22 protein-coding genes are annotated in these 26,560 nt (G+C 56.4%); 10 read left to right on the forward strand and 12 right to left on the reverse strand.

The features are described 5' to 3' along the window. Window positions 1–30 precede the first annotated feature (30 nt). Window positions 31–1,047, forward strand: coding sequence for an S-methyl-5-thioribose-1-phosphate isomerase (mtnA, locus tag ACT3T6_RS10915; protein WP_193054261.1), 1,017 nt, complete (start codon window positions 31–33; stop codon window positions 1,045–1,047). A 12-nt stretch (window positions 1,048–1,059) separates the two neighbouring features. On the opposite strand, the gene recQ is transcribed toward mtnA, so the two are convergent. The 7 genes from recQ to ACT3T6_RS10950 form a co-directional block, all read right to left on the reverse strand. Continuing rightward, window positions 1,060–2,880 carry a DNA helicase RecQ gene (recQ, locus tag ACT3T6_RS10920; RefSeq protein WP_193054262.1) on the reverse strand — a complete coding sequence of 607 codons (1,821 nt, stop codon included), beginning with the start codon at window positions 2,878–2,880 and terminating at the stop codon, window positions 1,060–1,062. Between the two features lie 78 nt (window positions 2,881–2,958). Beyond that, on the reverse strand, window positions 2,959–3,819 hold the full coding sequence (locus ACT3T6_RS10925; protein ID WP_193054263.1) for a carbohydrate ABC transporter permease: 861 nt from the start codon (window positions 3,817–3,819) through the stop codon (window positions 2,959–2,961). Beyond that, window positions 3,816–4,700, reverse strand: a complete 885-nt coding sequence (locus tag ACT3T6_RS10930) for a carbohydrate ABC transporter permease (protein WP_087111098.1) — start codon at window positions 4,698–4,700, stop codon at window positions 3,816–3,818. Before ACT3T6_RS10930 ends, ACT3T6_RS10925 begins: the two co-directional genes overlap by 4 nt. A gap of 60 nt (window positions 4,701–4,760) precedes the next feature. Next, complete coding sequence (locus ACT3T6_RS10935; RefSeq protein ID WP_193054264.1) at window positions 4,761–6,041, reverse strand: ABC transporter substrate-binding protein; 1,281 nt, start codon at window positions 6,039–6,041, stop codon at window positions 4,761–4,763. 18 nt (window positions 6,042–6,059) lie between these two features. Further along, window positions 6,060–7,187 (reverse strand): ABC transporter ATP-binding protein, encoded by a 1,128-nt coding sequence (locus ACT3T6_RS10940; protein ID WP_193054265.1) that lies wholly within the window; start codon window positions 7,185–7,187, stop codon window positions 6,060–6,062. Window positions 7,188–7,349: 162 nt separating this feature from the next. Further along, window positions 7,350–8,297 carry a hydroxymethylglutaryl-CoA lyase gene (locus ACT3T6_RS10945; RefSeq protein ID WP_193054266.1) on the reverse strand — a complete coding sequence of 316 codons (948 nt, stop codon included), beginning with the start codon at window positions 8,295–8,297 and terminating at the stop codon, window positions 7,350–7,352. 10 nt (window positions 8,298–8,307) lie between these two features. After that, window positions 8,308–9,513: a CaiB/BaiF CoA transferase family protein gene (locus ACT3T6_RS10950; protein ID WP_193054267.1), complete on the reverse strand. Its 1,206-nt coding sequence runs from the start codon at window positions 9,511–9,513 to the stop codon at window positions 8,308–8,310. Between the two features lie 150 nt (window positions 9,514–9,663). On the opposite strand from ACT3T6_RS10950, the gene ACT3T6_RS10955 reads away from it, so the two are divergent. The 4 genes from ACT3T6_RS10955 (at window position 9,664) to ACT3T6_RS10970 (ending at window position 13,742) form a co-directional block, all read left to right on the forward strand. Next, the gene (locus ACT3T6_RS10955; protein WP_193054268.1) at window positions 9,664–10,566 is read left to right on the forward strand and encodes a LysR substrate-binding domain-containing protein; all 903 of its coding nucleotides are present in this window, start codon (window positions 9,664–9,666) and stop codon (window positions 10,564–10,566) included. Window positions 10,567–10,866: 300 nt separating this feature from the next. Next, window positions 10,867–11,853, forward strand: coding sequence for a TRAP transporter substrate-binding protein (locus tag ACT3T6_RS10960; RefSeq protein WP_087111111.1), 987 nt, complete (start codon window positions 10,867–10,869; stop codon window positions 11,851–11,853). Window positions 11,854–11,910: 57 nt separating this feature from the next. Further along, on the forward strand, window positions 11,911–12,450 hold the full coding sequence (locus ACT3T6_RS10965; protein ID WP_087111113.1) for a TRAP transporter small permease: 540 nt from the start codon (window positions 11,911–11,913) through the stop codon (window positions 12,448–12,450). After that, on the forward strand, window positions 12,447–13,742 hold the full coding sequence (locus ACT3T6_RS10970; protein WP_193054269.1) for a TRAP transporter large permease: 1,296 nt from the start codon (window positions 12,447–12,449) through the stop codon (window positions 13,740–13,742). Before ACT3T6_RS10965 ends, ACT3T6_RS10970 begins: the two co-directional genes overlap by 4 nt. A 57-nt stretch (window positions 13,743–13,799) precedes the next feature. On the opposite strand, the gene ACT3T6_RS10975 is transcribed toward ACT3T6_RS10970, so the two are convergent. Both ACT3T6_RS10975 and araD1 read right to left on the reverse strand, forming a co-directional pair. Then, window positions 13,800–15,377: an aldehyde dehydrogenase (NADP(+)) gene (locus ACT3T6_RS10975; protein ID WP_193054270.1), complete on the reverse strand. Its 1,578-nt coding sequence runs from the start codon at window positions 15,375–15,377 to the stop codon at window positions 13,800–13,802. Window positions 15,378–15,388: 11 nt separating this feature from the next. Continuing rightward, the gene (gene araD1 / locus ACT3T6_RS10980) at window positions 15,389–16,387 is read right to left on the reverse strand and encodes an AraD1 family protein (protein ID WP_193054271.1); all 999 of its coding nucleotides are present in this window, start codon (window positions 16,385–16,387) and stop codon (window positions 15,389–15,391) included. Window positions 16,388–16,814: 427 nt separating this feature from the next. On the opposite strand from araD1, the gene ACT3T6_RS10985 reads away from it, so the two are divergent. Then, window positions 16,815–17,618, forward strand: coding sequence for a FadR/GntR family transcriptional regulator (locus ACT3T6_RS10985; RefSeq protein WP_287076821.1), 804 nt, complete (start codon window positions 16,815–16,817; stop codon window positions 17,616–17,618). A 39-nt stretch (window positions 17,619–17,657) separates the two neighbouring features. Further along, window positions 17,658–18,584: a Gfo/Idh/MocA family protein gene (locus ACT3T6_RS10990; RefSeq protein ID WP_193054272.1), complete on the forward strand. Its 927-nt coding sequence runs from the start codon at window positions 17,658–17,660 to the stop codon at window positions 18,582–18,584. 117 nt (window positions 18,585–18,701) lie between these two features. Here ACT3T6_RS10990 and ACT3T6_RS10995 read toward each other — a convergent pair whose 3' ends face one another. The 3 genes from ACT3T6_RS10995 to ACT3T6_RS11005 all read right to left on the reverse strand — a co-directional run bounded on the left by ACT3T6_RS10995 (window position 18,702) and on the right by ACT3T6_RS11005 (window position 22,550). Further along, window positions 18,702–19,646, reverse strand: a complete 945-nt coding sequence (locus tag ACT3T6_RS10995) for a glycoside hydrolase family 43 protein (RefSeq protein WP_193054273.1) — start codon at window positions 19,644–19,646, stop codon at window positions 18,702–18,704. Window positions 19,647–19,678: 32 nt separating this feature from the next. Further along, window positions 19,679–21,079 (reverse strand): MFS transporter, encoded by a 1,401-nt coding sequence (locus ACT3T6_RS11000; RefSeq protein ID WP_193054274.1) that lies wholly within the window; start codon window positions 21,077–21,079, stop codon window positions 19,679–19,681. A gap of 502 nt (window positions 21,080–21,581) precedes the next feature. Beyond that, on the reverse strand, window positions 21,582–22,550 hold the full coding sequence (locus tag ACT3T6_RS11005; protein ID WP_193054275.1) for a LysR substrate-binding domain-containing protein: 969 nt from the start codon (window positions 22,548–22,550) through the stop codon (window positions 21,582–21,584). 180 nt (window positions 22,551–22,730) lie between these two features. Here ACT3T6_RS11005 and ACT3T6_RS11010 point away from each other — a divergent pair, with 180 nt between their 5' ends. The 3 genes from ACT3T6_RS11010 to araG all read left to right on the forward strand — a co-directional run bounded on the left by ACT3T6_RS11010 (window position 22,731) and on the right by araG (window position 26,553). Then, complete coding sequence (locus tag ACT3T6_RS11010; protein ID WP_193054276.1) at window positions 22,731–23,951, forward strand: aldose epimerase family protein; 1,221 nt, start codon at window positions 22,731–22,733, stop codon at window positions 23,949–23,951. Between the two features lie 75 nt (window positions 23,952–24,026). Then, entirely contained in the window at window positions 24,027–25,019 is a 993-nt protein-coding gene (locus tag ACT3T6_RS11015) for an arabinose ABC transporter substrate-binding protein (RefSeq protein ID WP_193054277.1), read from the forward strand. 40 nt (window positions 25,020–25,059) lie between these two features. Next, the gene (araG, locus tag ACT3T6_RS11020) at window positions 25,060–26,553 is read left to right on the forward strand and encodes an L-arabinose ABC transporter ATP-binding protein AraG (protein WP_193054278.1); all 1,494 of its coding nucleotides are present in this window, start codon (window positions 25,060–25,062) and stop codon (window positions 26,551–26,553) included. Window positions 26,554–26,560: the final 7 nt, after the last annotated feature.

The raw sequence follows: 26,560 nt of genomic DNA on the forward strand, positions 1-26,560 counted from the left end.
TTCTTTATCGCAGTACTCAAGGAGCCCCTGATGCCTCATCTTCAGTCACGCAGTTTACGGGTGTACGCCGACTCGCTTGAGTACTTGGATCAGACTCGCCTGCCGCAGGCCGAAACGTGGGTACGCTGTGCAAGCCCAGAAGATTGGCAGGTGGCGGTAAAAAGCCTGGCGATTCGCGGCGCGCCATTAATCGGCCTGAGTGCGGCCTTTGTGCTGGCGCAGTATGCCGCGCAACATCCAGGGCAGGAGAGCGAATGGCAGCTGGTAAGTGATCACTTACGGGCTACGCGCCCCACGGCAGTTAATTTGATGTACTGCCTGGATGCCATGGAGGCCTGCTTTGCTCAAGGGCCGGCTGCGCTTGCTGAGCGCGCCGCCATGCTGTTTGAAGAGGACCGCGAGCTGTGTTTGCAGATGGCCGAGCGCGGCGCGGACTTACTGAATGACGGCGAGCGAGTGCTTACTCACTGCAATACCGGCGCCCTGGCCACGGCCGGTGTTGGCACGGCGATTGGCGCGCTGGCGGTCGCCAAAAAGCGCGGCGTAGCGCTGCATGTGTACGTTAACGAAACCCGCCCGCTGCTTCAGGGCGGCCGATTAACCGCCTGGGAAATGGCCGACCTGGATATTCCATATCAACTGATTGCCGACAGCATGGCCGCAAGCCTGATGGCCGCCGGCAAAGTGGATAAAGTAATGGTCGGCGCCGACCGTATCTGCGCCAACGGGGATTTCGCCAATAAAGTGGGCACTTACATGCTGGCAGTGGTCGCTAACTACCATAAGGTGCCGTTCTACGTAGTGGCGCCCTACACCACGGTAGACAAGGCCTGCGCCACCGGCGATGACATTCCGATTGAGCAGCGCGACGCCGCTGAAATACGTGGAGCCACCGGGGCATTCGGGGAGGTCGTCTGGGCGCCGGAGAATGCGCCGGTGTGGAATCCTTCTTTTGATGTTACGCCCGCCGCGCTAGTCACCGGCTGGGTGCTGGATACCGGCGTGTTTGACCAAGCCGCTATCGCCCGTGGTGAACACTGCCGATAACGGCCTCTATACTTAAAGCGTGGCATCGTCGTGGGTTTGAATCACCGCTAGAAAGCCTTCGCCATAATCCTCAAGTTTGCGTGCGCCAATGCCGGAGATATCGCCAAGCGCCTGCAAATTCTGCGGCTTCTGCTCGACCATTTCGGCAAGCGTGGCGTCGTGGAAGATAACGTAGGCAGGCACACCCTGGGCTTCGGCAAGCGCCTTGCGGTGCTGGCGCAGGGCTTCCCACAAAGGGCCGTGGCCGGGTGCTGCCGAATTGCTCTTGCTGCCGCGCCGGGCGGTCCTGGTTTTGCTGGGCTTGCGCAGGGTTAGCGGCTGCTCGCCGCGTAGCACCGGCTTGGCGTCTGCCGTTAAGCGAATCCCGCCATGACCTTCCATATCCACGCTTAGAAAGCCGCTGGCAATCAATTGGCGAAACAGCGCCTTCCATTCGTTGGCCGAGAGATCCTTGCCGATGCCAAAGGTGCTGATCTTGTCGTGACCAAAGCGGGTGATGCGCTCGTTGCTTTTACCCAGCAACACATCCACCAAGTAGGTGACGCCGAAGCGCTGCTCGGTGCGGTAGACACACGACAGCGCCTTTTGCGCGGCCACCGTGGCGTCCCAGGTCTCAGGCGGCGTCAGGCAGTTGTCGCAGTTACCGCAGGGCGCATCCAAATGATCGCCGAAGTAGTGCAAAAGCGCCTGGCGGCGGCAGCTGATTATTTCGCAAAGCCCCAGCATGGCATCGAGCTTTTGCTGCTCGATACGCTTCTGGTGATCATCTGCGCTGGAGTCCTGCTGCATCTGACGCAGCGTAATCACATCCTGCAAGCCGTAAGCCATCCACGCATCGGCGTGGAGGCCATCGCGCCCGGCGCGGCCGGTTTCCTGATAGTAAGCTTCAATGCTCTTGGGCAGGTTGAGGTGGGCGACAAAGCGCACGTCCGGCTTGTCGATGCCCATACCAAAGGCGATGGTGGCCACTACCACCACGCCATCTTCACGCAGAAAACGGGTCTGGTGATGCTGGCGCTGCTCGGCGGGGAGTCCTGCATGGTAGGGCAGTGCGGTTAGTCCTTGGCGCTCAAGCCAGGCGGCGGTGTCATCTACCTTGCGCCGAGATAGGCAGTACACAATCCCGGCTTCGCCTGCGTGGTTGTCGCGGATAAAGCGCAGCAACTGTTCACGGGCGTTGCCCTGATTTTCAGCGATATGGTAGCGGATGTTGGGGCGGTCAAAGCCGCTGTTATAAAGCGCTGCCTCGCCCAGTTGCAGGTGCTCAATGATATCGCCTCGCGTGGGCACATCGGCGGTGGCGGTGAGCGCGATGCGCGGCACCTGGGGAAAGCGCTGATGCAACTGAGAGAGTTGGCGATACTCAGGGCGGAAGTCATGGCCCCACTGGGAAACGCAGTGGGCCTCGTCAATCGCAAACAGGGCAATCCTGGCCTGCTCCAGAAGCGCCTGCATGCGCGGCGTGGCAAGCCGCTCGGGAGCGACATACAGAAGGTCCAGCTCGCCTGAGCGCAGGCGGCTCTCCACCTCGACCGCTTCATGATAGTCGAGGCTGGAGTTGAGGTAGGCGGCGCGTACGCCGTTTTGAACGAGTGCTGCCACCTGATCCTGCATCAGTGCGATCAGCGGGGAAACCACGACGGCGGTGCCGTCGCGCAACAGCGCAGGGACCTGGTAGCACAGTGATTTTCCACCGCCGGTGGGCATCAATACCAGTGCATCGCCACCGGCAACCACATGATCAATAATCGCCTGCTGCGGGCCGCGAAAGCTGTCGTAGCCAAAGACTTCCTGCAACACCTTGAGGGCCGCCGGGTTGGGTTCGCCGTGCATCCTCGCTCTCCTTTTTGCCGAGCGGGGATTGTCGCACGAAAAGCCGCTTGCCCGTTGATTAGGGTTCTCGTACTAAGCCTAACGGATGCCAGCCCGTAGGAAAGACTGCACAAACTGGCGCTGAAAGAGCAGAAACGCGACTAACATCGGCGCGATGCTGAGCAGCGTGGCCGCGCTGACGGTGGCCCAGTTAACCCCCGTTTCCGGGGCGGAAAATACGCCCAAGCCAACGGTTAGCGTGCGGCTTTCCACCGAGTTGGTGACCACCAGCGGCCATAAAAAGTTGTTCCAGTGATGGCTAATGGAAACCAGCCCATAGGCCAGGTAGGTAGGCTTGGCTAGTGGCACGTAGACCTTCCAGAGAATTTCCAGCCAGTTGCAGCCCTCAATGCGCGCGGCATCTTCAAGCTCGCGGGGAATGGTCTTAAACGTCTGGCGTAATAGAAAAATGCCAAAGGCGCTGGCCACATAAGGCAGCCCAATACCGGTGATGGTATTGATTAACCCCAGCTCGCTGGCGATACGGTAGTTCTCCACGATCAGCACTTCGGGAAAGACAAACAGCTGAATCAGCACCAGCATAAACAGCAGGTTTTTACCCGGAATGGGAAACCGTGCAAAGGCAAAAGCGGCCAGCGTACACACCACAAACTGGCCCAATACCACGCCGGTAACCAGAGCAAAGGTGTTGAAGTAATAGCGGGCGAAGGGCGCCTGCGCCCAAGCGTTAGCGAAATTATCCAGCGTCAGCGGGGCGAACAGATCAAAACGCACCATAAATTCGCTGGGGTGGAAGGCCGCCCAAAAAGCGTACAATAGCGGAAAAATCCAAATCACCGCCAATAGCCACGCCGCCAGAGTTTCAAGCGATGGCAGTGATAGTTGGCGAGATCGAGGCGCAGGTTTTTTGGCGCTTGAGTGTATTGTCGTTGAACTCATTGGTAGTGCGTCCTGCGATCTAGTACCGTGAACTTCAGCGTGGCGACCACCGCGAGTACCAGCAGAATCACCACCGTAATGGTGGCCGCCGTGGTGCGATCAAAAAACGAGAAGGCATTTTCGTAGACGTAATACAGCAGCAGATTGGTCGCGTTATTGGGACCGCCCTTGGTCAGAATAAACAGGTGATCAACCACGCGTACCGCATTGATTAATGCGTTGATCAGCACAAACAGGGTGGTGGGCATCAAGAGCGGAAACGTCACTCGCCAGAAGAAGCTCCAGCGGCTGGTGCCTTCAAGGTCGGAGGCTTCTTTAAGCTCGGGCGGAATGCCTTGAAGCGCCGCGAGATAAAAAATCATAAAAAAGCCGGCTTCTTTCCAGACCGACATCACCATCACCGAGCCCAGCGCGACGCTTGGGTCGCCCAGCCAATTCACCCCGGAAAACCCCAACGCCCCGAGCAGCTTGTTAAACAGGCCAATTTGCGGGGCGTAGAAAAACATCCAGATATTGGCGGCGGCAATCATGGGCAAAATAGTTGGTGTGAAGTAGGCCATACGCACAAGGCCGCGCCCCGGTAGTTTGCCGTTGACGAACAGCGCCATACCCAACGCTAGGGCGATGGAGGCGGGGATTGTGCCCAACGCGTAGATCAAGTTATTGCGCGCCACCTTCCAGAACTTGGCGTCATCGAACAAAAAACGATAATTCTCAAGCCCGACAAATTCCGGCGGGGCACCGCGAAAGCCGGGCAGAAACAGGCTTTGAATCACGGTCGTAATCGTGGGCAGGTACGCAAAAGTGGCTAACAGCACGGCAGCGGGCAGTAACAGCAGCGCGCCATACATCTGCATTTTGTGGTGGGCGGTTAATGCCATGGGGAACGGCTACTTATAGGAAACGCCGGGGCGAACCCCGGCGAATGGGTAAGAAAGGGCTTAACGTGCGTAACGCCGCAGTATGGCGTCCGCTTCCTGCTGGGCCTGGTTAAGCGCGGCTTCCGGTTCCATCTGGCCGGTTAACGCTGCCTGAACGGCGTTATCCAGCGTGCGACGAATGCGGCCACCCTGATAGGTGGAAAGCTCGGCAGTACCATATTCCAGCTGGTCGCGGGCAACAGCGGCGGGCGGGAAGCTCTCCACGTATTCGCGCAGCGCGTCAGTCTCGTAAGCGGCGGGGCTAACGCCCATGTAGCCTGTTTCAATCGACCAGTCGGCGGCGCGCTCGGGTGCGGTCATCCAGCGGATAAACGTCATCGCAGCGCGCTGCTCCTCTTCAGAGGCATCTTTAAAGACGTAGAAGTTGCCGCCGCCGGTGGGGCTGCCGCGCTGGGTGTTCATGGGCAGCATGGCGACGCCAAAATCAAAACCGGCTTCATTGCGCACGGCGGTTAGATTGCCGGTGGTATGCCACATCATGGCGGTAGATTGCTCAAGGAAGTTCTGGCGCAGCGTGCCCCATTCGATGGTGCCATCTGGCATGGCGTCATGTTCGGTTGCTAGCGACACCCAGTACTCAAGCGCTTCAACGGCGGCGGGGTCATCAAAATAGACCTCGGTGCCGTCTTCGCTCATCAAGCGGTGGCCGTTCTGAAACGCGAACGCCTGGAACATCCAGTACGGGTAGCCGGTAGACGGCACCATCACGCCCCACTGCTCCCCGTTGGAGGCTTCGCGAATCGTCGCCGCCATCTCGGCCATTTCCTGCCAGTTTTCCGGCGGGGTTTCAGGATCTAAACCGGCCGCTTCAAAAGCGTCCTTGTTCCAAAACAGTACAATGGTGGAGCGCTGGAAAGGAATGCCGTAGGTGTTGCCATCCAACTGGCCGTTTTCCATCAATCCTGGGTAGAAGCCGTCAAGCCAGTCGCGCTCTTCATCGGTTTCGACCAGATCATCGAACGCCACAATAGCGTCCTGTTCAACCAGTTCGTAAAGGTCGATGGAGAACATCACCGATAGCTGCGGTGTATCGCCTGACTCAATTGCCGACATGGTGCGCACGCGGGTGTCGTCGTAGTTGCCGGCGTAGATGGCTTCTACCGAAATGTCGGGATGCTCGCTCTCAAACTCGGCCACTAAGTCGTCAATGACGTTAGTTAGCGCGCCGCCCACTGAAACCGGGTAGTACATGGTCAGGTCAACGGTATTAGCGTTGACCTGGGTGGCGCTTAACATGCCAGCCACAAGCGCGGTGGTAGCGAAGGGGATACGCAAACGCATAAAAAGACTCCACGAATATCAGTCTTGGAAAGAGCCCACCGCCGGTGGACGAGAAACGACGCGAGGCGAGTCTGGTAACGCACTTGGCAAAACGCTATCCAGACGTAACCCGTTATTCGCAAACAAGTGGGCATTTTCTGGCGCCCAATAGAGCCGACAAGTGCCGTTAGTCAGTGCGGGTTTGCCGTTGATGCGTACGCGCAGGCTGTGTCCGCCCACCGCCACATGGACAATCGTGTCGGCGCCTAAATACTCTTCGCTAAGTACGGTGGCCAGCACGCCTGGCTTCGACGCCGGGCGCAGCTCAATATCCTCCGGACGAATACCTAGCTGACCGCCAACGGCTTCCAGCGGTGCGACCGTGGTGGTCGGTTCGCCGTCGATAACAGCGCCTTGGTCGCCTTTAACAAGTGGCAGCAAGTTCATGGCAGGGCTCCCTATAAAGCTAGCGGCAAAGGCGCTGGCAGGCTGGTTATAAAGCGCGTCAGGCGACCCGTCCTGAACGATGCGGCCGTGCTGCATCAGAATCACGCGGTCCCCCATGCTCATGGCCTCGACCTGATCGTGGGTCACGTAAATCACCGTCATATTCAGGCGGCTTTGTAGCGCCTTGATTTCCCGGCGCATATCGCTGCGCAGCCGCGCATCCAGATTGGAGAGTGGCTCATCCATCAAACAGATCGGGTGTTCCGAGATAATCGAGCGGGCCAGCGCCACCCGCTGGCGCTGGCCACCAGAGAGTTGGGCAGGTTTACGGTTCAGGTAATCGGTAAGGTCGACAAGCTCAGCCACCTTGGCCAGCCGCTCACTCTGTTCAGCTTTGGGCACCTTGCGGCTGCGCAGGCCAAACACGATATTGTCGGCAACGCTTAAATGCGGGAATAGCGCATAGGATTGAAACACCATGCTTAAGCCGCGGTCGCCCGGCGGCAAGCGCGTAACGTCACGCTCACCAATATGGATCTGACCGTTGCTTGCCTCTTCCAGGCCCGCAATCATGCGCAGCGTGGTCGACTTTCCACAACCTGAAGGGCCCAGCAGAATGACAAACTGGCCGGGCGTTACTTCAAAAGAAATTTCATCGACCGCAGCGGTCGCACCCCAGCGTTTAGTAACGCGCTCCAGGCGGATACGCGATTGGCTCATACACACAGGCCCATGTCTTCACCACCAGCGGTTATTTATTGTTGGCCAGCTTGCGGTGAAAATGTTGCCGTTGAGTGACGTTTGTATGGCGAAGTTGTGTCAGGTAATAGTTATATAGCTCTTTTGGCTAAAGGCCTCAATGTAGCCTGAGACTAGTGCCGTTCATTGTTGAAGAGCGGATGCTGGCATCGCATAACGCCGTGTCGATTTACCCGCTTTCACCACCTGCCCCGGTACCTCATGGCCGATAAGCTCGGGGAGAGTAGCGGCGACGTCAAGCAGGGCATCCAGGTCAACGCCGGTGTCCACGCCCATGGCTTCAAACATATGCACTAAATCTTCGGTGCATACGTTGCCGGTGGCGCCGGGGGCAAAGGGGCAGCCGCCCAGGCCGCCGAGTGCTGAGTCGAAGCGGGTAATACCTGCCTGCCAGGCTGCCAGCGCATTGGCCAGGCCCATGCCGCGGGTGTTGTGAACATGCAGGGTAAACGGCGTTTCAGGCCAGCGCTCAAGTACCGCTTCACACAGGCGTTTGACCTGGGCCGGGTTGGCCATGCCGGTGGTGTCGCACAGCGTTACCCCTTGGATGCCCAGCGTAATCAGCTTTTCAACCAGTTCCAGCACCCGCGTTTCGGGCACTTCGCCTTCAAAGGGGCAACCAAAGGTGGTGGAGAGTGAAGCGTTGATAAACACGCCGCTGCCCTGAGTCACGTCCAAAATAGCCGCAAATTGTTCAAGGGATTGCTCGGGCGTCATGCGCAGGTTGGCCAGGCCGTGGCTGTCGCTTGCCGACATCACCAGGTTGATCTCATCGACGTTGCAGGCAAGCGCGCGTTCGGCACCTTTTACGTTGGGCACCAGCGCGGTGATGTCCACGCCTTCCCGGCGCTGAATGCCGGTAACAACGTCGGCGGCATCGCGCAGGTTGGGAATCGCCTTGGGGGAAGTAAACGACGTCGCCTCGATGCGCTTGAGGCCCGTGGTGGAGAGTGCGTCAATCCAGCGGATTTTGTCCTGTGTGGGTACAAAACGCGCTTCAATTTGCAGGCCGTCACGGGGGGCGACTTCGTTGATCTCGATTTTCAAAGGGCAGGGTGATAACTGGCTCATAACAAACTCCTTAAATGATGCCTGCCTGGCGCAGTTTGGTGCGGGTTTCTTGATCGATACCCAGCTCGTCCAGTACGTCGTCGGTGTGTTGACCAAGCTTCGGGCCGCCATTGCCCAGGCGCCCAGGCGTGGCGCTTAGCTTGGGCAGTACGCCGGGCACTTTGAGCGGCTGGCCATTGGGGCGAGTAAAGGTTTGGATCATCTCCCGCGCCAGGTAGTGGGGATCAAAGGCGATATCTTCAGCGGTGTAGGGGTAGCCGGCGGGCACCCGGGCATCGTCCAGGGCCTGTAGAATGGCATCGCGCGGGCGTTCTAGCGTCCAGGCTTCAATGGCTGCATCAATCATGGTGGCTTGCTGGCTGCGCCCATCGTTATGGGCAAGTGCTGGGTCATTGGCTAAATCCTCGCGGCCAATCACGCCCATCAAGCGTTTAAAGATGCTGTCGCCATTGCCAGCGATAAGCACGTAGTCGCCGTTCAGGCAGCGGTAGGCGTTTGAAGGCGTAATGCCGGGCAGGGCGCTGCCGCTGGGCTCGCGGACCTGGCCGCTGGCATCAAATTCCGGCAGCAGGCTTTCCATCATGGCAAATACTGATTCATACAGCGCGACATCAATTTCCTGGCCCAGGCCGCTGCGGTTTCGCTCTTGAAGGGCCAGCAAGGTGCCGATCACCGCGTAAAGGGCGGAAAGTGAGTCGCCGATGCTCACGCCCACCCGCACGGAGGGTTCGTCCGGCTGGCCGGTAAGGTAGCGTAGCCCGCCCATTGCTTCGCCAATTACGCCAAAGCCGGGCTTGTCGCGGTAGGGGCCGGTCTGCCCGTAACCTGAGATATGCACCATGATCAGCCGTGGGTTGAGGGCTGATAACGCTTCCCAACCCAGCCCCCAGCTCTCCAGCGTGCCGGGGCGAAAATTCTCCACGACAACGTCTGCCTCGGCAGCAAGTTGGCGTACCAGGGCCTGGCCCTCTTCGCTGCGTAAATCCAGCGCCACCGAGCGCTTGTTGCGGGTTTGCACGTGCCACCAGATCGAGGTGCCGTCTTCAATCATTCGCCATTTGCGAAGTGGGTCACCGGTGCCGGGCGGCTCAATCTTGATCACGTCAGCGCCAAATTCACCCAGCAGTTTGGTGGCGAAGGGGCCGGCAATCAGCTGGCCTAGCTCAAGCACTTTTAGGTCCTGCAAGGGAAGCTTGCGCGCTTCAGGAGCATTCATTAAGGCTCTCCTCTACTTGTCGTTATTCGTAGTGAGCGCCAGCATGGGGCAGCCGTTTTGGGTCGACAATTAGGCAATGGGTAACAAAGGGTTCGTGGCTGGCGAAGGTATGCGTTAGCATAAGCAGACTGTTGGTTAAGAGATGTGATCATGCGCCGCTTCGACTTTGTCACCCTCAAGCTGTTTATTTCTGTGGCAGATGAAGGACGCCTGACGGCAGCGGCTGAGCGTGAGCATTTAGCGCTTGCTGCGGTGAGTAAGCGGATTAGCGACCTTGAGGCGCTGGTCGGGACCACGCTGCTGTATCGCCGCCCCAGAGGCGTTGAGCTAACCCCCGCTGGCCAGGCGTTTCTGCACCACGCCCGGCGCATTATGGATAATATCGAGCGCCTGGAAGCGGAGCTAAGTGAATATGGCGAAGGGGTACGCGGCCATGTGCGCATCCACTCCAACACCTCGGCCATTATTGCGTTTCTTCCTCAGGATCTCAGCACTTTCTCTCACCACTATCCCGATATTAAAATCGACCTGCAGGAGCGGGTGAGTAGTGAAATTGTGGCCGCCGTGCGCGATGGATTGACCGATATCGGCATCTTCGCTGGGCATGTCGCGGCACCTGACCTCCAACAGCTTTCGTACCGGAATGACCGGCTGGTATTGGTAACGCCTGGCAATCACCCGCTGGCGGCGCGTGAAAGTATTGCCTTCAATGAGGCGCTCGACTTCGATTTTATCGGCCTCCAGCAGGATGCCTCGCTGCAAGCACTACTGCATGAACAAGCCAATATTGCTGACAAGGCGTTACGGATGCGCATTCAGGTGCGTAGCTTCGATGCCATTTGCCGCATGATTCATCACGGGATGGGCGTGGGCATACTGCCTGAAAAGACCATCTATCGTGAACTGGGCGATCTGGAGTTGAACAGTATTCCGCTTAGCGACCCTTGGGCGCAGCGCGAACTGGTGATCGGTATGCGCCGTTACGCCACCCTGCCGGCCACTGCCCGTCATTTAGTGGATCATCTGATTAAGGCTGAAACGACGTCTTCTTAAATGCCACGCATCCCCCTTCGGGTTCGCGTTTGGAGAAAGCTCATTAGCATTCTGAGCCCTCCCTTATAGGCGGGCCCCTGAATAAACATGGCTAACGACTGCCAACGCCTCTCCATCTTTAGTCGTATGCTGTTTTACGAGAGCCCTCAAACGCCCGGTGCCATGGGGTCTCCAGCCATCGTATTTTGCGAAGTCAGCCTTCTTGAACGTCGATTTGAGCGTACCGGCGGCTTGTTTCAAGATCGATAGAACAACATCGCACCATTCTGCCTATAACGACAAATTGAGAGAGTACATCTCATGCAAAAATCACTGTTTGCCACGCTCACCGCGTTAGGCATTTTAGCGGTTGCTCCCTTCGCGCTGGCCAACCCGATTGAAATTCAAGTTAACAACACCATGAGTGAAGGCGGCTCTGAAAGTGCAGCGGTTGAACGCTTTGCGGAGTATCTGGAAGAGCAGGCGCCGGGGCGCTTCAACGTACGGCCTTTCCTCGCGGGCTCCTTGGGCGGTGAAGATTCCGTACTGGAGCTGCTCAACCTGGGCCAGACCCAGCTTTCACTCACCGGTGGCAACTGGCGCCAGCAATATGCGCCGGAGTACGACGCCATTACCGTGCCCTTCCTGTTCACGACCTGGGATGAGGTAGACAGCTATATCGATAGCCCATCGGGCCAGACGCTGATCGAACAGGCAGAACAGCAGGGCGGCCTTAAGTTTCTGGGTGTTCAGCACCGTGGCCCACGTCATATGACCGCCAATAAAGAAATCCATACGCCAGAAGATTTGCAAGGCTTCCGGCTACGCCTGCCGTCATTACCGATCTGGCTAGAGGTCTGGGAGGAACTGGGCGCGCAGGTAGTGAACGTGCCCGCGCCGGAAATCTATCTCGCCATGCAGACCCGCCAGGTTGATGGCCACGAAAACTCCCTCTCTTCGCCCTACACGCGGCGCTTGTGGGAAGTGCAGGACTATCTCATTACCACCAGCCACGTGCAGTTCCCCTGGAGCTGGGTTGCCAGCGCGCGTTGGTGGGACGGCTTGGAGGAAGAGGATCAGGCGCTGATTTCTGAGGCGGTTGATGTCGCTCGTGCCTACGGCACCGAGCAGGAGCTCGAACTGGATGATTTTTATCTGGATGCCCTTCAGGAAGAGGGTATGACGGTTGTCCAGCCGGATACTGAAGCCTTCCGTGAAGCGGCCATGCCCGCCATTGATCGTGTGCTGTCAGAAATGGCCGACGGTGTACGCGACGACGCTATCAGCGCGAGCCAAGCAAGCGACTGATCATCACCAGGTGGCGGCATGATGATGCCGCCACCGTCTTAGGTAAGGAGTTATCTTGTGGATGGAGCACTGCCACCCGCAAACGGAGCCGATCGTTTGGCTTTTTATACCCTGCGCTATGTCACCCGCCTATGCGATGCCGTGGGTGTAGCGCTATTAGTCGGCATTTTAGGCTTGATCGTGGCCGCCGTGGTTGCCCGCGATTTGCTCAACTGGGGCATGCCCTGGAGCGAGGAAGTCGTCTCGCTGCTGGCTATTTACGCCATTGGTTTTGGCTCGATCTCCGCTTGGGTGCGCAGCGACCATCTGGTAGTGGACCTGTTTAGTCACCGGCTGAGTGCGCTGGGTCATCAGGTGCAGTATCGGCTGACGGCCATTATCTCCGTCGGTTTTTTTGTGCTGGCGAGCTGGGGCGCCTGGATCATGTCCGATATGAGCGCCAACAATAAAACGGTCTCGTTGAGTATCAGCTTCTCCTATCTCTATTACGGCTTGTTATTCAGTTTTGTTGCCATGGCGCTGATCGCCACCTGGCAAACCTTACGTGGCCCCGTCACGTGGTTGAATAAACCCGCGCACGAGGAGATAACGCCATGATGGAACTTGCGATATTCGTCGGCGGGCTGCTGTTCTTAATGATGATCGGCCTGCCCGTGGTGGTGTCGATTGGGGTCACCTCGTTTATTGCCCTGGCGGTAACCGGGGCCGGTGGCTTGCCGGTTGAGCTGCTTTCACTGCGCATGGTGCAAACGCTTAACAACTTCACCTTGATGGCGATTCCGCTGTTTATCCTGGCGGCCAACATCATGAACCTGGGTTCGACCACCACCCGGATATTTGATTTTGCGACGGCTCTGGTGGGCTGTACCAAAGGCGGGCTGGGTCACGCCAACGTGGTGGCAAGCTCTATCTTTGCCACCATGTCCGGCACGGCAGTGGCCGATGCCGCCGGGCTTGGCAGTATCGAAATCAAGGCGATGAAAGAGCGTGGTTATGCGCTCGACTATACGACCGGAATTACCGCGGCTTCGAGCGTGGTTGGCCCGATTCTACCGCCGAGTATCGCGCTGGTGGTGTACGGGTGGCTTGCCAATGTGAGTATCGGCGGGCTCTTTATGGCGGGGCTTGTGCCGGGTATTTTAATGGCGCTACTGCTCATGGGCATGACCGTTTTACTCGGCGCCACAGGGAAAGTCGTGATGCCTGCTCCCGTACCGTTTGATGCAGCTGAAGTCGTACGAACCGGTAAGCGGGCTATTTTACCCTTGATGATGCCTGCAATCATCGTTGGCGGTATTTGGGGCGGCTTCTTCACACCAACTGAAGCCGGCGCGATTGCCTCGCTGTATGCGGTGATACTGGGTGGGGTGATCTATCGCGACTTGAGTTTGAAAAGCTTGTACGACGCGTTTCGGCGTACGCTGATGTTCAGCGCGGTCATTCTGCTGATCATTGCGGTATCAAGCTTTTATGGCTGGATTCTGGTGCGTATGGGCATTCCCCAGGCGCTGGCCGGGCAGGTCGCCAGTATCGATATGCCCACTATTGCGCTGCTGATCTGCTTTGCGCTGTTCTTCTTGCTGATCGGCTGCTTTATGTCGGTGATCGAAAGCATCCTGATCTTTACCCCCATTGTGGTGCCTGCCGCGTTGAGTGCAGGCTTGGACCCGATACATTTCGGTATCGTGATGGTGATTACCCTGTCAGTCGGGGTTATTACGCCGCCGTTCGGCACGGTGCTGTTCATGATGGTGGGTATTACCCGGCTGCGTTACGGCCAGGTGGTTAAGGCAGTACTGCCGTTTTTGCTGCCGATTATGGCGGCCATTCTACTGTTGATTGCTGTGCCGGGGTTGGCCACCTGGCTGCCTGGCGTGATGGGGTATTGATATAAAAATTGCCTCGCTGGTTTAACCAGCGAGGCAATCGTATGAACAGGCAGGCTGTTAGCCTTCCCGCTTGCCATCCACCAAGCGCGAAACCTTAAAAGGATTATCGTCGCGCAAGGCTTCAGGCAGTAAGCCAGCAGGCAGGTCCTGATAGCAAACGGGGCGCAGGAAGCGATAAATCGCGGCGCTGCCGACAGACGTGGTGCGGCTGTCGGACGTTGCCGGGAACGGTCCGCCATGCACCATCGCGTGACCCACTTCAACCCCGGTCGGCCAGCCATTGGCCAGGAGTCGGCCGGCGCGCTGCTCAAGCGTGGGCAGAAGTGATTGTGCGGCCTCCAGGTCGCCATCGTCCATTTGCAGGGTAATCGTCAACTGACCTTCGAGCTGGTCGGCAACACGCTGCATCTCCTGCACGTCAGCGCACTCAATGACCAGCGAGGCAGCGCCGAAGATTTCGCCCTGAAGCGCGTCATCGTTAAGGAAGTCCTGAGCACTGGCCACAAATAGCCCCGGTTGGCAGCTATGCGGGCCGCTACCTGACTGACCACGGGCCACTTCCTTGACGCTTGGTTGGCCCGAAAGGGCGGAGACACCGCTTTGATACGCCTCATGGATGCCGGGCGTCAGCATCGTTTGGGCGCCGCTGGCTTTAACGGCTTCCCCTGCGGTAGAGATAAACGCATCCAGGTCAGCGCCTTTGAGGCCAATGACCAGGCCAGGGTTGGTGCAGAACTGGCCGGCACCCATATTCAGCGAGGCGACAAAGCCTTCGGCAAGCTTGTTGCCGCGCGCTTTCAGCGCCTCGGGGAACAGGAATACCGGGTTGATGCTGCTCATCTCGGCATAAACGGGAATCGGCTCGGGACGCGCCTGGGCAGTCGCCATCAAGGCCATGCCGCCGCTGCGTGAGCCGGTAAAACCAACCGCTTTAATACGCGGGTCTGAGACCAGCGCTTGGCCAATATCGCGACCTGAGCCGAACAGTAGCGAAAACACCCCTTCCGGCATGTTGCACCTGGCCGCGGCGCGTTGAATAGCGCGGCCTACCAGTTCAGAAGTGCCGGGGTGGGCTGAATGGCCTTTCACGACCACAGGGCAGCCTGCCGCCAGCGCCGAGGCGGTATCGCCCCCTGCTACGCTGAAAGCCAACGGGAAGTTGCTGGCGCCGAACACGGCCACGGGGCCGAGCGGAATATGGCGCTGGCGTAAGTCGGCACGCGGCATGGGCTTACGCTCAGGCTGGGCCGGGTCGTAGCGCAAATCCAGCCATTCACCTGCGCGCACTACCGAAGCGAACAGCCGTAGCTGGCCGCAGGTCCGGCCTCGCTCGCCTTCAAGGCGCGCTTCAGGCAGGCCGGTTTCGGCCACGCCGCGCTGGGTCAAGTCAGCACCAATGGCCTCAATTTCTTCGGCAATGGTTTCCAGGAAGTGAGCGCGCGCTTCAAGTGAGGTTTCGCGGTATTGATCAAACGCCGCCTCGGCAAGCTGGCAGGCTTTTTCAACCTCGGCGCGGCTACCACCGGGATAGCGCGGCTCCAGCGTTTCGCCGGTGGCCGGGTTAACGGCAACAATATCGGCTTGAGTACCGGTGACGGCCTGTTGACCGATAAGCAGTGTACCTTGCAGTGTCATGTAGCCTCCTGTTAAAGCGCGTTGACGATGGTTGTTTCGTGCTTGTGATTCGTTGGCATGCGTAGCGTGTTACGTAGTGAGCGGCCAAAATCGTTAAGCGTGATCTCGAAACGGTCACCATCGCGGGTTTGAATCTGGTCAGCAAAGCTAAGAGTAGCCGTGCCGAAGAAGTGGACGTGGACATCGCCCGGGCGGCGAAAGCCTGCGTATTTGAAGTGGTGGTGCTCAAGATTGGCGAGGCTGTGGGCCATATTGGACTCACCGGTTAAAAATGGCTTTTCCCACAATGTTTGACCATCGCGCACAATGCGGCTGGTGCCTTCAAGGTGGGTAGGCAACTCTCCGATCAACAGCTCTGGCCCAACGCTACAGGCGCGCAGTTTAGAGTGCGCCAGCCATAGGTAGTTAAAACGCTCGGTAACATGGTCGGAAAATTCGTTACCCACAGCGTAGCCAATCCGCCACGGAGTGCCATCGTCAGCCACCATATAGAGCCCCGCAAGCTCTGGTTCTTCACCAGCATCCTGGGCAAACGCGGGAGAAGGCATGTCTGCTTCCGGCGCGACGATGCAGTCGCCATCGCCTTTATAGAACCATTCCGGCTGCGACCCTTCGGCGTTATCGGAAGGCTTTCCGCCTTCAACGCCGAGTTTGAACATGCGCATGGAGTCGGTCAGCTCCTCCTCGGCCACTTGGGTTTTGGCATGCATGGCGGATCGCGTATCGGCGCTGCCCAAGTGGGTGAGGCCGGTGCCGGTCACCAGGCAGTGGGCGGGGTCGGGATGCGTGAGCGGCGGCAGCAGGCGCTGCTCGTCGATGAGCGTTTGGTAATCAACCAGCGTGTCGCCAAGCCGTGATTTAATGGCTTGTTCAAGCGACTCCCCAGCGGCAATAGCGGCTTTGGCTAGCGCGTAAGTGCCGCCCTCTATGGCGATGGGGCGAACTTTCTCAGCGCTCTCTACCAATGCGACTTTTAGTGTTTCTTGTTCGGTGTACTGAATCAACCGCATAGCGACATGTCCTTGTTAATACATCAAGCGCTTGCTCATTTGCATGGCAAACAGCAGGCAACCCAATGGTGTCTTGAATGGCATGAGGCGGTGTCATGTCACCCCAAGCGGGCTATCCGGGAGAGTGCTAGCGCTGCTTGTTAGAGGTGGCTGACGCCATTATTTGGAAAGTGCTATTCATCGTAGACGAACTGTTGAGCTTATTGCCAGTATGTTCAACATATACTTTTGTATGTGTCGACGTTATCACAAAGAAAGCGTAACGTCATAGCGGCTCCCTGGATTTAAAGGGAGTTGCCAATATCACGATGTCGCCATGAGCATTAATCAAGGGGAAATCATCAGTACCATCCGCTTGTATTACGCCCATGCTTGGAGAGGTTGATTACGTTATGATTGAGAAGAATTGTAATAGGGTTGAATCATAGTGACGTCATCTCTCAGTAAGCCTGTTGCTCGGCCCAGTATTGCCGAACATCTCGCCGAAGCTATCTTCGCAGGGCATTATCAGCCCGGCGATTTTGTGCCTCGGGAGCTGGATCTGTGTGAACGCTTTGCTATTAATCGCTCGGCGGTACGTAGCGATCTTCGTCAGTTGGTGGATGCGGGTATTATTGAGCGTATTTCAGGGCATGGCTCCAAGGTTCGTGAGTATTCTGAGTGGCATATCCTTGATCCCCAGGTGACCCATTGGTTAACGCGGTATGCTGCGCCAAACCCTGATATCCAGCGTGAAATACTGGCTTTTCGTTTGGATGTGGAACCTTATGTGGCGATGACCGCTGCCAAGCGTGCCACGGCGCACGATTTGGTGGCTATCGAAGAAGCATTTGAAGGGTTGGGCCAGAACCTGCGTCATGCCACCTGTCTTGAAGAGCGGCGTCTGCATAGTGAATGCGATGTTGCTTTTCATGAAGCGATCTTCAAGGCGACTCACAACATCGTTTGGGCACAGCTTTCCCATATCTTGCGCCCTTCCATTTATATGTTGGTATCGATGTCCAATGAGAGCGCCCCGGACCCTGATGAGAGTTTGGAGCAGCATCGCCAGCTAATGGAAAGTATTCGCCTGCGCCGCCCTCGGGAGGCGTTTTTGGCGGCTCAGGCCGTGTTGGCGGGTACCGCAAAGGCGCTGGGGCTTGAGAACAGTGCCAGCACCCTGGAGCCCAGCTCTTTGGGACCCAGCTCTTTGGAACCCAGCTCTTTGGGGCTTAACATCGAGCGCCGCTGAACCTTACATTGATCCCACTTTTGCTAACAAGGCAAACGTATGTCTCACGTAATGATTGGCCTGGTCGGGGTGGGTAAAATTGCCCGCGATCAGCATATTCCTGCAATGGCGGCGGTCACTAGCTGCCAGTTTGTCGCCACAGCTGACCCTAATGCAGTACTGCCGGGCACTCCTGGCTATGCCTCGCTAGAGGCCATGCTGGATGCTCACCCCGAGATAACCGCCGTGGCCATTTGCACGCCTACTCACCTGCGCTACTCTCAAGCGCGCCTTGCGTTAATGCGTGGCAAGCATGTGCTGCTGGAAAAGCCGCCAGGGGCCACGTTAAGTGAAGTAGAGGACTTGATCGCAGTGGCTGACCAGCAAGGGGTTAGCCTGTTTGCTGCCTGGCATTCACGTTTTGCACCGGGCGTTGCCCATGCCAAACAGTGGTTAGCAGAGCGCAGTATTCGGCGAGTTGATATTGAGTGGAAAGAGGACGTAAGGGTATGGCATCCAGGCCAAGCGTGGATCTGGCAACCCGGTGGAATGGGCGTATTCGACCCGGGTATTAACGCGCTTTCCATTGCCACGGCCATCCTGCCGCAACCGTTTTTCCTGCGTCAGGCGCGGTTGCAGGTGCCAGAAAATTGCCAGACACCGATTGCCGCTGAGCTCTCTTTTACGGACCACCTGGATACGGCTATTGAAGCGGTGTTTGATTTTCGTCAGACCGGCCCGCAAACCTGGGATATTCACATTGATACTGATGGCGGGCGCGTAAGCCTGACCGACGGTGGTTGCCGCCTAACGATTGAAGGTCAGCAGATAGTCGACGCTGAAGAGAAGGAGTATGAAGGTCTTTATACTTACTTCGCCGAGCTTATCGCAGCGGGGCGCAGCGAAGTAGATGTCGCGCCACTGCGCCAAGTAGCCGACGCTTTCTTGTACGGTCATCGTGACGTAACGGATGCGTTTATCGAGTGATGGCCGTTCACGCTATAGAAAGGTGCCATCAACGACTCAAGCCAAACGCAAGGGCATATGGAGTCGTTGGTGGCGGGTTAACGCGGAACGTTAAAGCATTCGCAGGAAAATAAACCATTAATCAGGTGATGAGGGTTTTCCGAAAAGAGGGAATCCTTCTGCGTCCCATTGGATGCGTTTGACGTACGTATGTCGGTTCGGATCCCACAGGGGGTCGCCCTCAATCTCGGTATACGTGCGCGCGTGATACACCAGTAGATCCGTTTGGCCGTCTTCAGAAACGGTAAAACTATTGTGCCCTGGCCCGAAGAGCTTATTGGGCGAGTCGCTCTGAAAAACGGGGTTTGGCAGCTTCGTCCAGCTGGAAGGATCAAGCAAGTCGTCATCGGCATTGGCCCACAACAAGCCCATGCAGTAGTTTTCATCGGTAGCGCTTGCCGAGTAGGTTAATAACACTCGGCCATGTCGGCACAGAACCGCAGGCCCCTCGTTGACACTGAAGCCACGCGTCTCCCACTCAAATTCAGGAATACTCAAACGAACCGGCGGCCCTGATAGCGTGTCGGGCGCTTCCATGGGTGCAATATAGAGGTTGGAGTTGCCGGGGATGTCAGGCGACTTCTGCGCCCATAGGTAATAGAGTTTGTCATGATGAGAGAACGTTGTTGCGTCGAGGCAGAAGCTATCGATGCCCGTCTCGACCTGAATGGGCGCGCTCCATGTGCCGGTCAGAGGGTTTTCCGCGTCAGTGCTAATTGCGTACATGCGGTGCTGGAATAAACCGTCTTTAATCTCTCGGCTGGGAGCCGCCGCAAAATAGATAGTCCAACGCCCTGCATGAAAGTGCAGTTCCGGTGCCCAAATCAGTTCGCTTAAAGGGCCTGTATCTGGCTTGTGCCATACGCTGACGGTACTGGCATCGGCAAGGGCTTCGATGCTTGATGCCCGGCGTAACTCTAAACGATCATATTCAGGCACCGAAGCCGTGAAGTAATAAAAGCCGTCGGTATGCTTATGAATAAACGGGTCTGCGCGTTGTTCTATCAAAGGCCTCATCGTCATTATGGTCTCTCTTCTTATAGGTTCGTTGCGCGTTATAGGTTCGTTGCGCGGTAGATAGGCCGCTGTTGTTGCTTTGGCGGCGTTTCAGGTGGCGGGGAGCCCTCTAAAAGGTTTGCTTTCATTTTTTCATAATAGCGATCAGTAATATGGTACTTGAACATTAAGCTGCCCATCAGCGTATGAAAGACGCCAGGAATGATAGAAAGCATCAACGCGATACCGGTTAGCGTAAACGCACTCTGTTCAGTATTAGGCTCATAGTTAAAATAGGTTAACAAGATGCCTACCAGGAAACCGGCTGCCCCCATGCCTGCTTTTTGAAAAAATGAAATACCACCGAACGCCAGTCCTGAGACACGCCGCCCAGTCTTGGCTTCTCCGTAATCTACTGACTCGGCGATAGCCGACCAGAAAACCGGAGCATGCAGGTCAACGGCAAAGGAAATAAGGAAATACAGAATAAAGGCCAGCACGATATCGCCCGGAGAGACGGCAAAGAACATGATAACGCTCAGCACCCCGACGGCGAGTTGGCTCCAGCGGAAGAGGTTGAGTTTACAGTAGCGTTTGGTGATCCAGGTTGAAGCCACCATGGCCAAGATGGCTGCGCTAACGCCCACGGTTAAGAAGGCTGACAGCATTGTCGCGTTAGCATCGAGATAATATTTAGCGTAATAGGCCGCCACCGAGCTGCGAATCACATAACCTAGCGTGCCTGTAAAGCAGACCGCACATAGCACCATCCACTGATCGTTTTTGATTAACAGGCGAAACTGCTCTTTCAGTGGTTTCGTATCGATAGTGTGCTGGACGCGCTCGGTAGTCGTGAAATAACAGAACAGAAATAACAGGGTAGCGAGTCCTCCCATTAAGCCCATGGATACCTGGTAGCCCAAGGCAAGATTATCTCCACCCACAAATTCGGCAAGTATCGGCACTATGATCGTTACCAGGAAGGCGGCAATCTTGGCAAAAAACAAGCGGTATCCATTGGCAGATAGCCGGTCTTGCGGGTCCGGTGACAGTACTCCGATTAAGGAAATATAGGGGATGGTCACCGCCGTGAACATGAGCGTGACAAACAGGTAGGTTGAGTATGCCCACACCAGCTTAGCGTTATAGCTCCAGTCGGGTGTAGTAAAAAGTAGTAGTACCGAGATCCCAAAAGGTACTGAAAAAATCAAGAAGTAAGGGCGGTAACGACCATAACGCGTATTGAATTTATCGGTGATAATACCCATAAGCGGGTCAGTCACTGCATCCATTAACCGCGCTACTAGAAATAGAATCCCCATATGGCTGGGTTTTAGGCCAAAAATATCGGTATAGAAGTAAGAGATAATCAGAAACATCGAAGATATAACGACATTGATCGCCATATCGCCGCTGCCGAATCCAACCTTTTCCAGATACGTAAGCTTTGGAGTTTTCATGGGTAGAGCCTTAAATGATAGATATGGCGACTAAGAAATTAGTGACCGCCTCTATAGAAACCGAAGGAGCAAATCACCTGACGTCCATGGCAATTCACTTTCGATAGGCCCTGAAACACGGTATGCGATGTAGGGTTAAACGTAGAAATACGGCGATGTGCAGCATAGTGGCTCCAGTCGATTATTCTTTATTAGGATTGCCTATATGTTGAACATATGGAGAAAATGTTCAACATGGACTTTAGTCTGGTAGCTTATTCAGAGGCTTTAGAGGGACGTTTTTCTCAAGCACTGAGCAGGTTAAGCCAAGGCGAGCGGCGATGCCGACCGCTTGGCAATATCTGACCTGCCGGCTGTGTTCATGGGGCAGCCGCTACGCATCTTTCGATAAGGAGCGCAGTATTAATGTTGGTAAGGGTGCTGTGAGGATGTTTCTGTGAGATAGCAGCAGGCCTTTCACTGCTGCTATCGGGCTGGCCATGCTTGTTGTGCGGCTGCCTCGTTACGTTTCACTGCGCCCATCTTCGCGTTGCGCGTTCTGAGCGATAATCTCGCGGAGGGTGCTCATTAATAGCGCAGCCCCCGGTGAAAGTCGTTGGTGGCGTAAGCTGACCAGGCCGTAGGGCTGCACGCTAAGCGCTTCGACGAAGGGCAATTGGTGAAAGCGTTGCGGGGTGCAGAGTAGATCGGCCGTTTCGCGCGTGGTCACGGTGATGGTGTCAGATTTATCGACCAGTGCTAGTGACACCAGTAAGTCGGCAGTATCAACGACTTGCCGAGGTGGCGCGACCTGATGATGCAGAAACAGACTGTCAACACGCTGTCGCATGAGTGCGCCGGGTGGCTGCAGTGACCACGGATAGGCGGCCATGTCCGCCAGTTTTAACGACGTTTTGCCTACCAGCGGATGCCCTTCACGACACACAAAGCACAACTCCTCCTCGCCAATTTCTTCAAAGACAAAGCGCTCAAGATCGCTGCCTGGTGGAAGGCGTGTAATCGCAAAATCCAGCTCACCTTCCAGCAAACGTGGCACCAGCGCTTTGCTGACATCCACATCCACGCTGATTTTAAGCTCCGGGCGGTCTCTGTGGACCCGTTCAATAGCGCTGGTTAGAAGCGTAACGGCGGGTGCCATAACGGTGCCGATAGCCACGGTGCCCGTATTGCCGTTGCGCAGCGCGGTCAGCTCTTCAGCGGTGTGGTGTAGTGTCGACAGCACACTATGCGCATGACGAATCATGACCTCCCCATACCAGTTAGGGGTTAGCCCACGCGACTGGCGATCAAACAGACGTATACCCAGCTTGGCTTCCAGGTCGCTGAGCAGTTTTGAGGCTGCGGGCTGGCTCATGTTGAGTTGGGCAGCGGCACGATGCAGGTTGCGGTGCTCGTCAAGCGCCAAAAATAGCTGAAAATGACGCAACTTTAGTCGAGCGTTGAGAAACCAGTTACTGTCAAGAACGCTCATGGAATAAGCCTTTCAGTGCTTTTGATAGCAATAAGTGTATCGGAATTAACGTGTTCCTATATTGGTTAGTTATGTAAGAGCTGTCTAGTGTAGGGCGTGTAGTGGAAAAATTGGTAATGAACCTGGTAGTGAACCGCATACCGCACGAATAACAATAACGATGTTAACAGGAGGAACACCATGCCCTCTCATACAGGTAGCGTTGGCTCAAGATTGTTACTGAGCGCAGGCGTCATCGCGCTGATGACAAACGTAGCCCAGGCCCAAAGTGATAAGGAACCCATGGCGAACAGTAAAGCAGAGAACGCCGTCGAACAATCGACGTTCGGCCAGTTGCCGGACGGCCGTGAGGTGCAAAGCTACCGGCTGACGAACGCCAATGGCGTTGAGCTTCAGGTCATTAATTACGGGGGCACAATCGTATCCCTGAAAGTACCTGACGTAGACGGAAACATTGACGATATCGCGCTGGGTTTTGAATCGCTGGATGGTTATCTGTCTGACACTTACCAGCAAGCTAATCCCTACTTTGGTGCACTCATTGGCCGCTACGGCAACCGTATCGCCGAAGGTCAGTTTGCGCTGGAGGGTGAAACCTACTCGTTAGCCACCAACGATGGTGATAACCACCTGCACGGCGGCGAGCAAGGGTTTGATCGTGTGCTCTGGCAGGCCGAGCCTTTTGAAAATGATGAAGGGACGGGGCTGGTGCTGAGCTATGTCAGTGAGGATGGCGAAGAGGGCTATCCTGGAGAGCTGACGGTTGAAGTGACGTATACCCTTACCGATCAAAATGAACTGATTGTTGATTACCAGGCCGAGACCGACAAGGCAACGCCCGTCAATCTTACCCAGCACAGTTACTTCAACCTTAAGGGTGAAGGAAACGACTCCATCCTTGATCATCAGCTTATGCTCAATGCCGATGCCTTTACCCCGGTGAGTGAATCATTGATTCCGACGGGCGAACTGCAGCCTGTTGAAGGCACGCCGTTCGATTTCACCCAGGCCACGTCGATTGGCGAGCGTATTGAGCAAGATAACGATCAACTGCGCTTTGGGCAGGGCTACGACCATAACTTTGTGCTTAACCGAGATAACGCCGAGCAAGGCGATCTGGTGATGGCCGCGAGGGTGTGGGAGCCACAAAGTGGACGGCTGTTGGAAATTGAAACCACTGAGCCTGGTATTCAATTTTATTCGGGGAATTTTTTGGCCGGTGATTTAACGGGCAAAAGTGGCAATGCCTATCCACAGCGCTCTGGCTTTGCACTGGAAACGCAGCATTTTCCCGATTCGCCTAATCAGGATGCCTTTCCCAGCACGGTGCTACAGCCAGGAGAGACCTACCGTTCACGTACCATCTTCCGCTTCTCTGCCCAGGACGATATGGACGCCTAGCCAAGTGCCTGACGAGCAGCAGACAGTGATTGCAGCAATAACATCAATAATAATTGGAACATCAGGAGCACAACAATGAGCATCGTAACCACGTTTACGCGCCTGGCGCTGGGTAGCGCCGTCATGCTGGCCTCGCTGGGTTCTGTGCAGGCACAGGACGACGTGAAGATGGGCTTTATCGTCAAAAAGCCGGAACAAGCCTGGTTTATTAACGAACAGCGCGCCGCTACAGAGGCGGGCGAGGAACTCGGATTCCAGGTTGTTCGTTTGGGTGGTGAAGATGGTCAAGAGGTGCTTAGCGCGATTGATAACCTTTACTCACAAGGCGCTCAAGGGTTTGTCATTTGCCCGCCAGATGTACGTCTTGGGCCTGCGATCATGAATCGCGCCGAACAGTACGGCATGAAAGTGGTGACCGTCGATGACCAGTTTGTTAACGCCAGTGGTGAGCCTATGGAAGGCGTACCGCACCTGGGTATGTCCGGCACCAAAATTGGCCAGCAGGTTGGTGAGGCAATTGCCGCCGAAATGGAAGCCCGTGGCTGGGATGTTGAGAACGTAGGTGCGTTGCGTATTACCAATAACGAGCTACCGACTGCCGTTGAACGGACGGATGGAGCGACCCAAGCGCTGCTTGCTTCGGGCTTCCCCGAAGAGAACATCTTCGATGCGCCTCAACAAAGTACGGATACGAGTGGTGCATTTTCCGCTGCATCACCGGTGCTTTCTCAGCGCGGTGATTATGAGCACTGGATAATCTACGCGCTAAATGAAGAGAGTGTGCTGGGGGGCGTTCGGGCGACCGAACAGTACGGCCTGGCCGCTGAGGATGTCATTGGGGTGGGCATCAATGGTTCAGGCGCGGCATTTGCTGAGTTTTCCCGCGACAACCCCACGGGCTTCCACGGCACCGTTGCGGTGAGTTCTACCATGCATGGTCGACAAACGGCTGAAGACCTTTACCGCTGGATCAGCGAAGACCAGGAGCCTCTGGCGATTACAGAAACGTCCGGCACGTTAATGACGCGTGATAACTGGGAAGAAGTGCGCGACGCGCTCGGTCTGTAACTGACTTTTTGTGACGGGCTATTTGGTGGAGTGCTCACGTATGTCTGATCCATATCTTCGCTTTGACAATATCAGTGTTGTATTCCCTGGGGTGCGCGCGCTGGATGGGGTGAGCTTTGCTGCTCATACCGGTCAGGTGCATGCGCTGATGGGCGAAAACGGCGCGGGTAAGTCGACGCTTCTGAAGGTGCTTAGCGGGGTGAACCGCACTGCAGAGGGGGCTCTCTGGATTGATGGACAGCGCCACGTGTTCAGCAACGCCCGTGAAGCATTGCGCGAAGGGATCGCCATTATCTACCAGGAGCTAACGCTCTCGCCCAATATGTCGGTCGCTGAAAACCTGCTGCTGGGCCAGCTGCCTACGCGTCAGGGGTTTGTGAACCGGCGAAAGATGCGGGAAAGGGCGCTGGCGATTCTGGCTGACCTTGGCGAGGGTGACATTCATCCCTCGACCAAGGTGCGCGATCTCTCTATCGGTCAGCAGCAGATGATTGAGATTGGCCGTGCATTGCTGCGTGATGCCCGCGTTATCGCTTTCGATGAACCTACCAGTAGCCTTTCCATTCAGGAAATCCGTCAGCTTAAACGCATCGTCAAACGCCTGCGCGACGAGGGGCGGGTGGTGCTCTACGTGACCCATCGCATGGAAGAAGTGTTTGAGATGTGCGATGCGGTCACTATCTTTCGCGACGGCCAGCATATTCGTACCCACGAAGATATGTCGCAGCTGACGCATGATCTATTGGTTAGCGAGATGGTAGGGCGGGACATCGATGACGTGTACGGCTATCGCGCCCGCGAGCAGGGCGATGTGGTGCTGTCTGTTGACGAGATTCAAGGGCGCGGCCTGAATGCACCGGTTAGCTTCTCCGTAAAGCGTGGCGAGGTATTTGGCTTGTTTGGCCTGGTAGGCGCCGGTCGCAGTGAGCTATTGCGGCTGGTATGCGGGGTGGAAGCGCCTAAAGCAGGTAGCGTGACGTTCCAGGGCGAATCGCGACGCTTTAAAAGTCCCGCAGAGGCGATTCGTGCTGGTATCGCCATGTGCCCAGAGGATCGTAAATCTCAAGGGATTTTCCCCGTGGCGAGCGTTGCCGACAACCTCAATATCAGCTGTCGGCGGTTTTTTAAGCGCTGGGGTGTTTTCCGTCACCCTGGCCGCGAACGACGCAATGCTGAAGCCTATATTCAGCAGCTTAGCGTTAAAACCCCCAGCTATCGGGCACCGATAGGCAAGCTATCCGGGGGCAATCAGCAAAAGGTAATTTTGGCCCGCTGGCTCGCGGAAGAGATTGACCTTTTCGTAATGGACGAGCCCACGCGTGGGATTGATGTGGGCGCGCGTAGAGACATTTATAGCCTGCTTTATGACCTGGCCGAGCAGGGGAAAAGCATTGTCGTGATTTCCAGCGACCTTGCCGAAGTTAGCTCCATCTGTGACCGCATCGCAGTGATGCGCGACGGTGAGCTGGTCGACGTGGTGCCAAGAGACGCCGCCACGCCCGAACGACTATTAGGCCTGGCACTACCCGCCTAAGCGGTAC

The organism is Halomonas sp. 72 (assembly GCF_052379785.1).
Taxonomy (GTDB): domain Bacteria; phylum Pseudomonadota; class Gammaproteobacteria; order Pseudomonadales; family Halomonadaceae; genus Vreelandella; species Vreelandella citrativorans.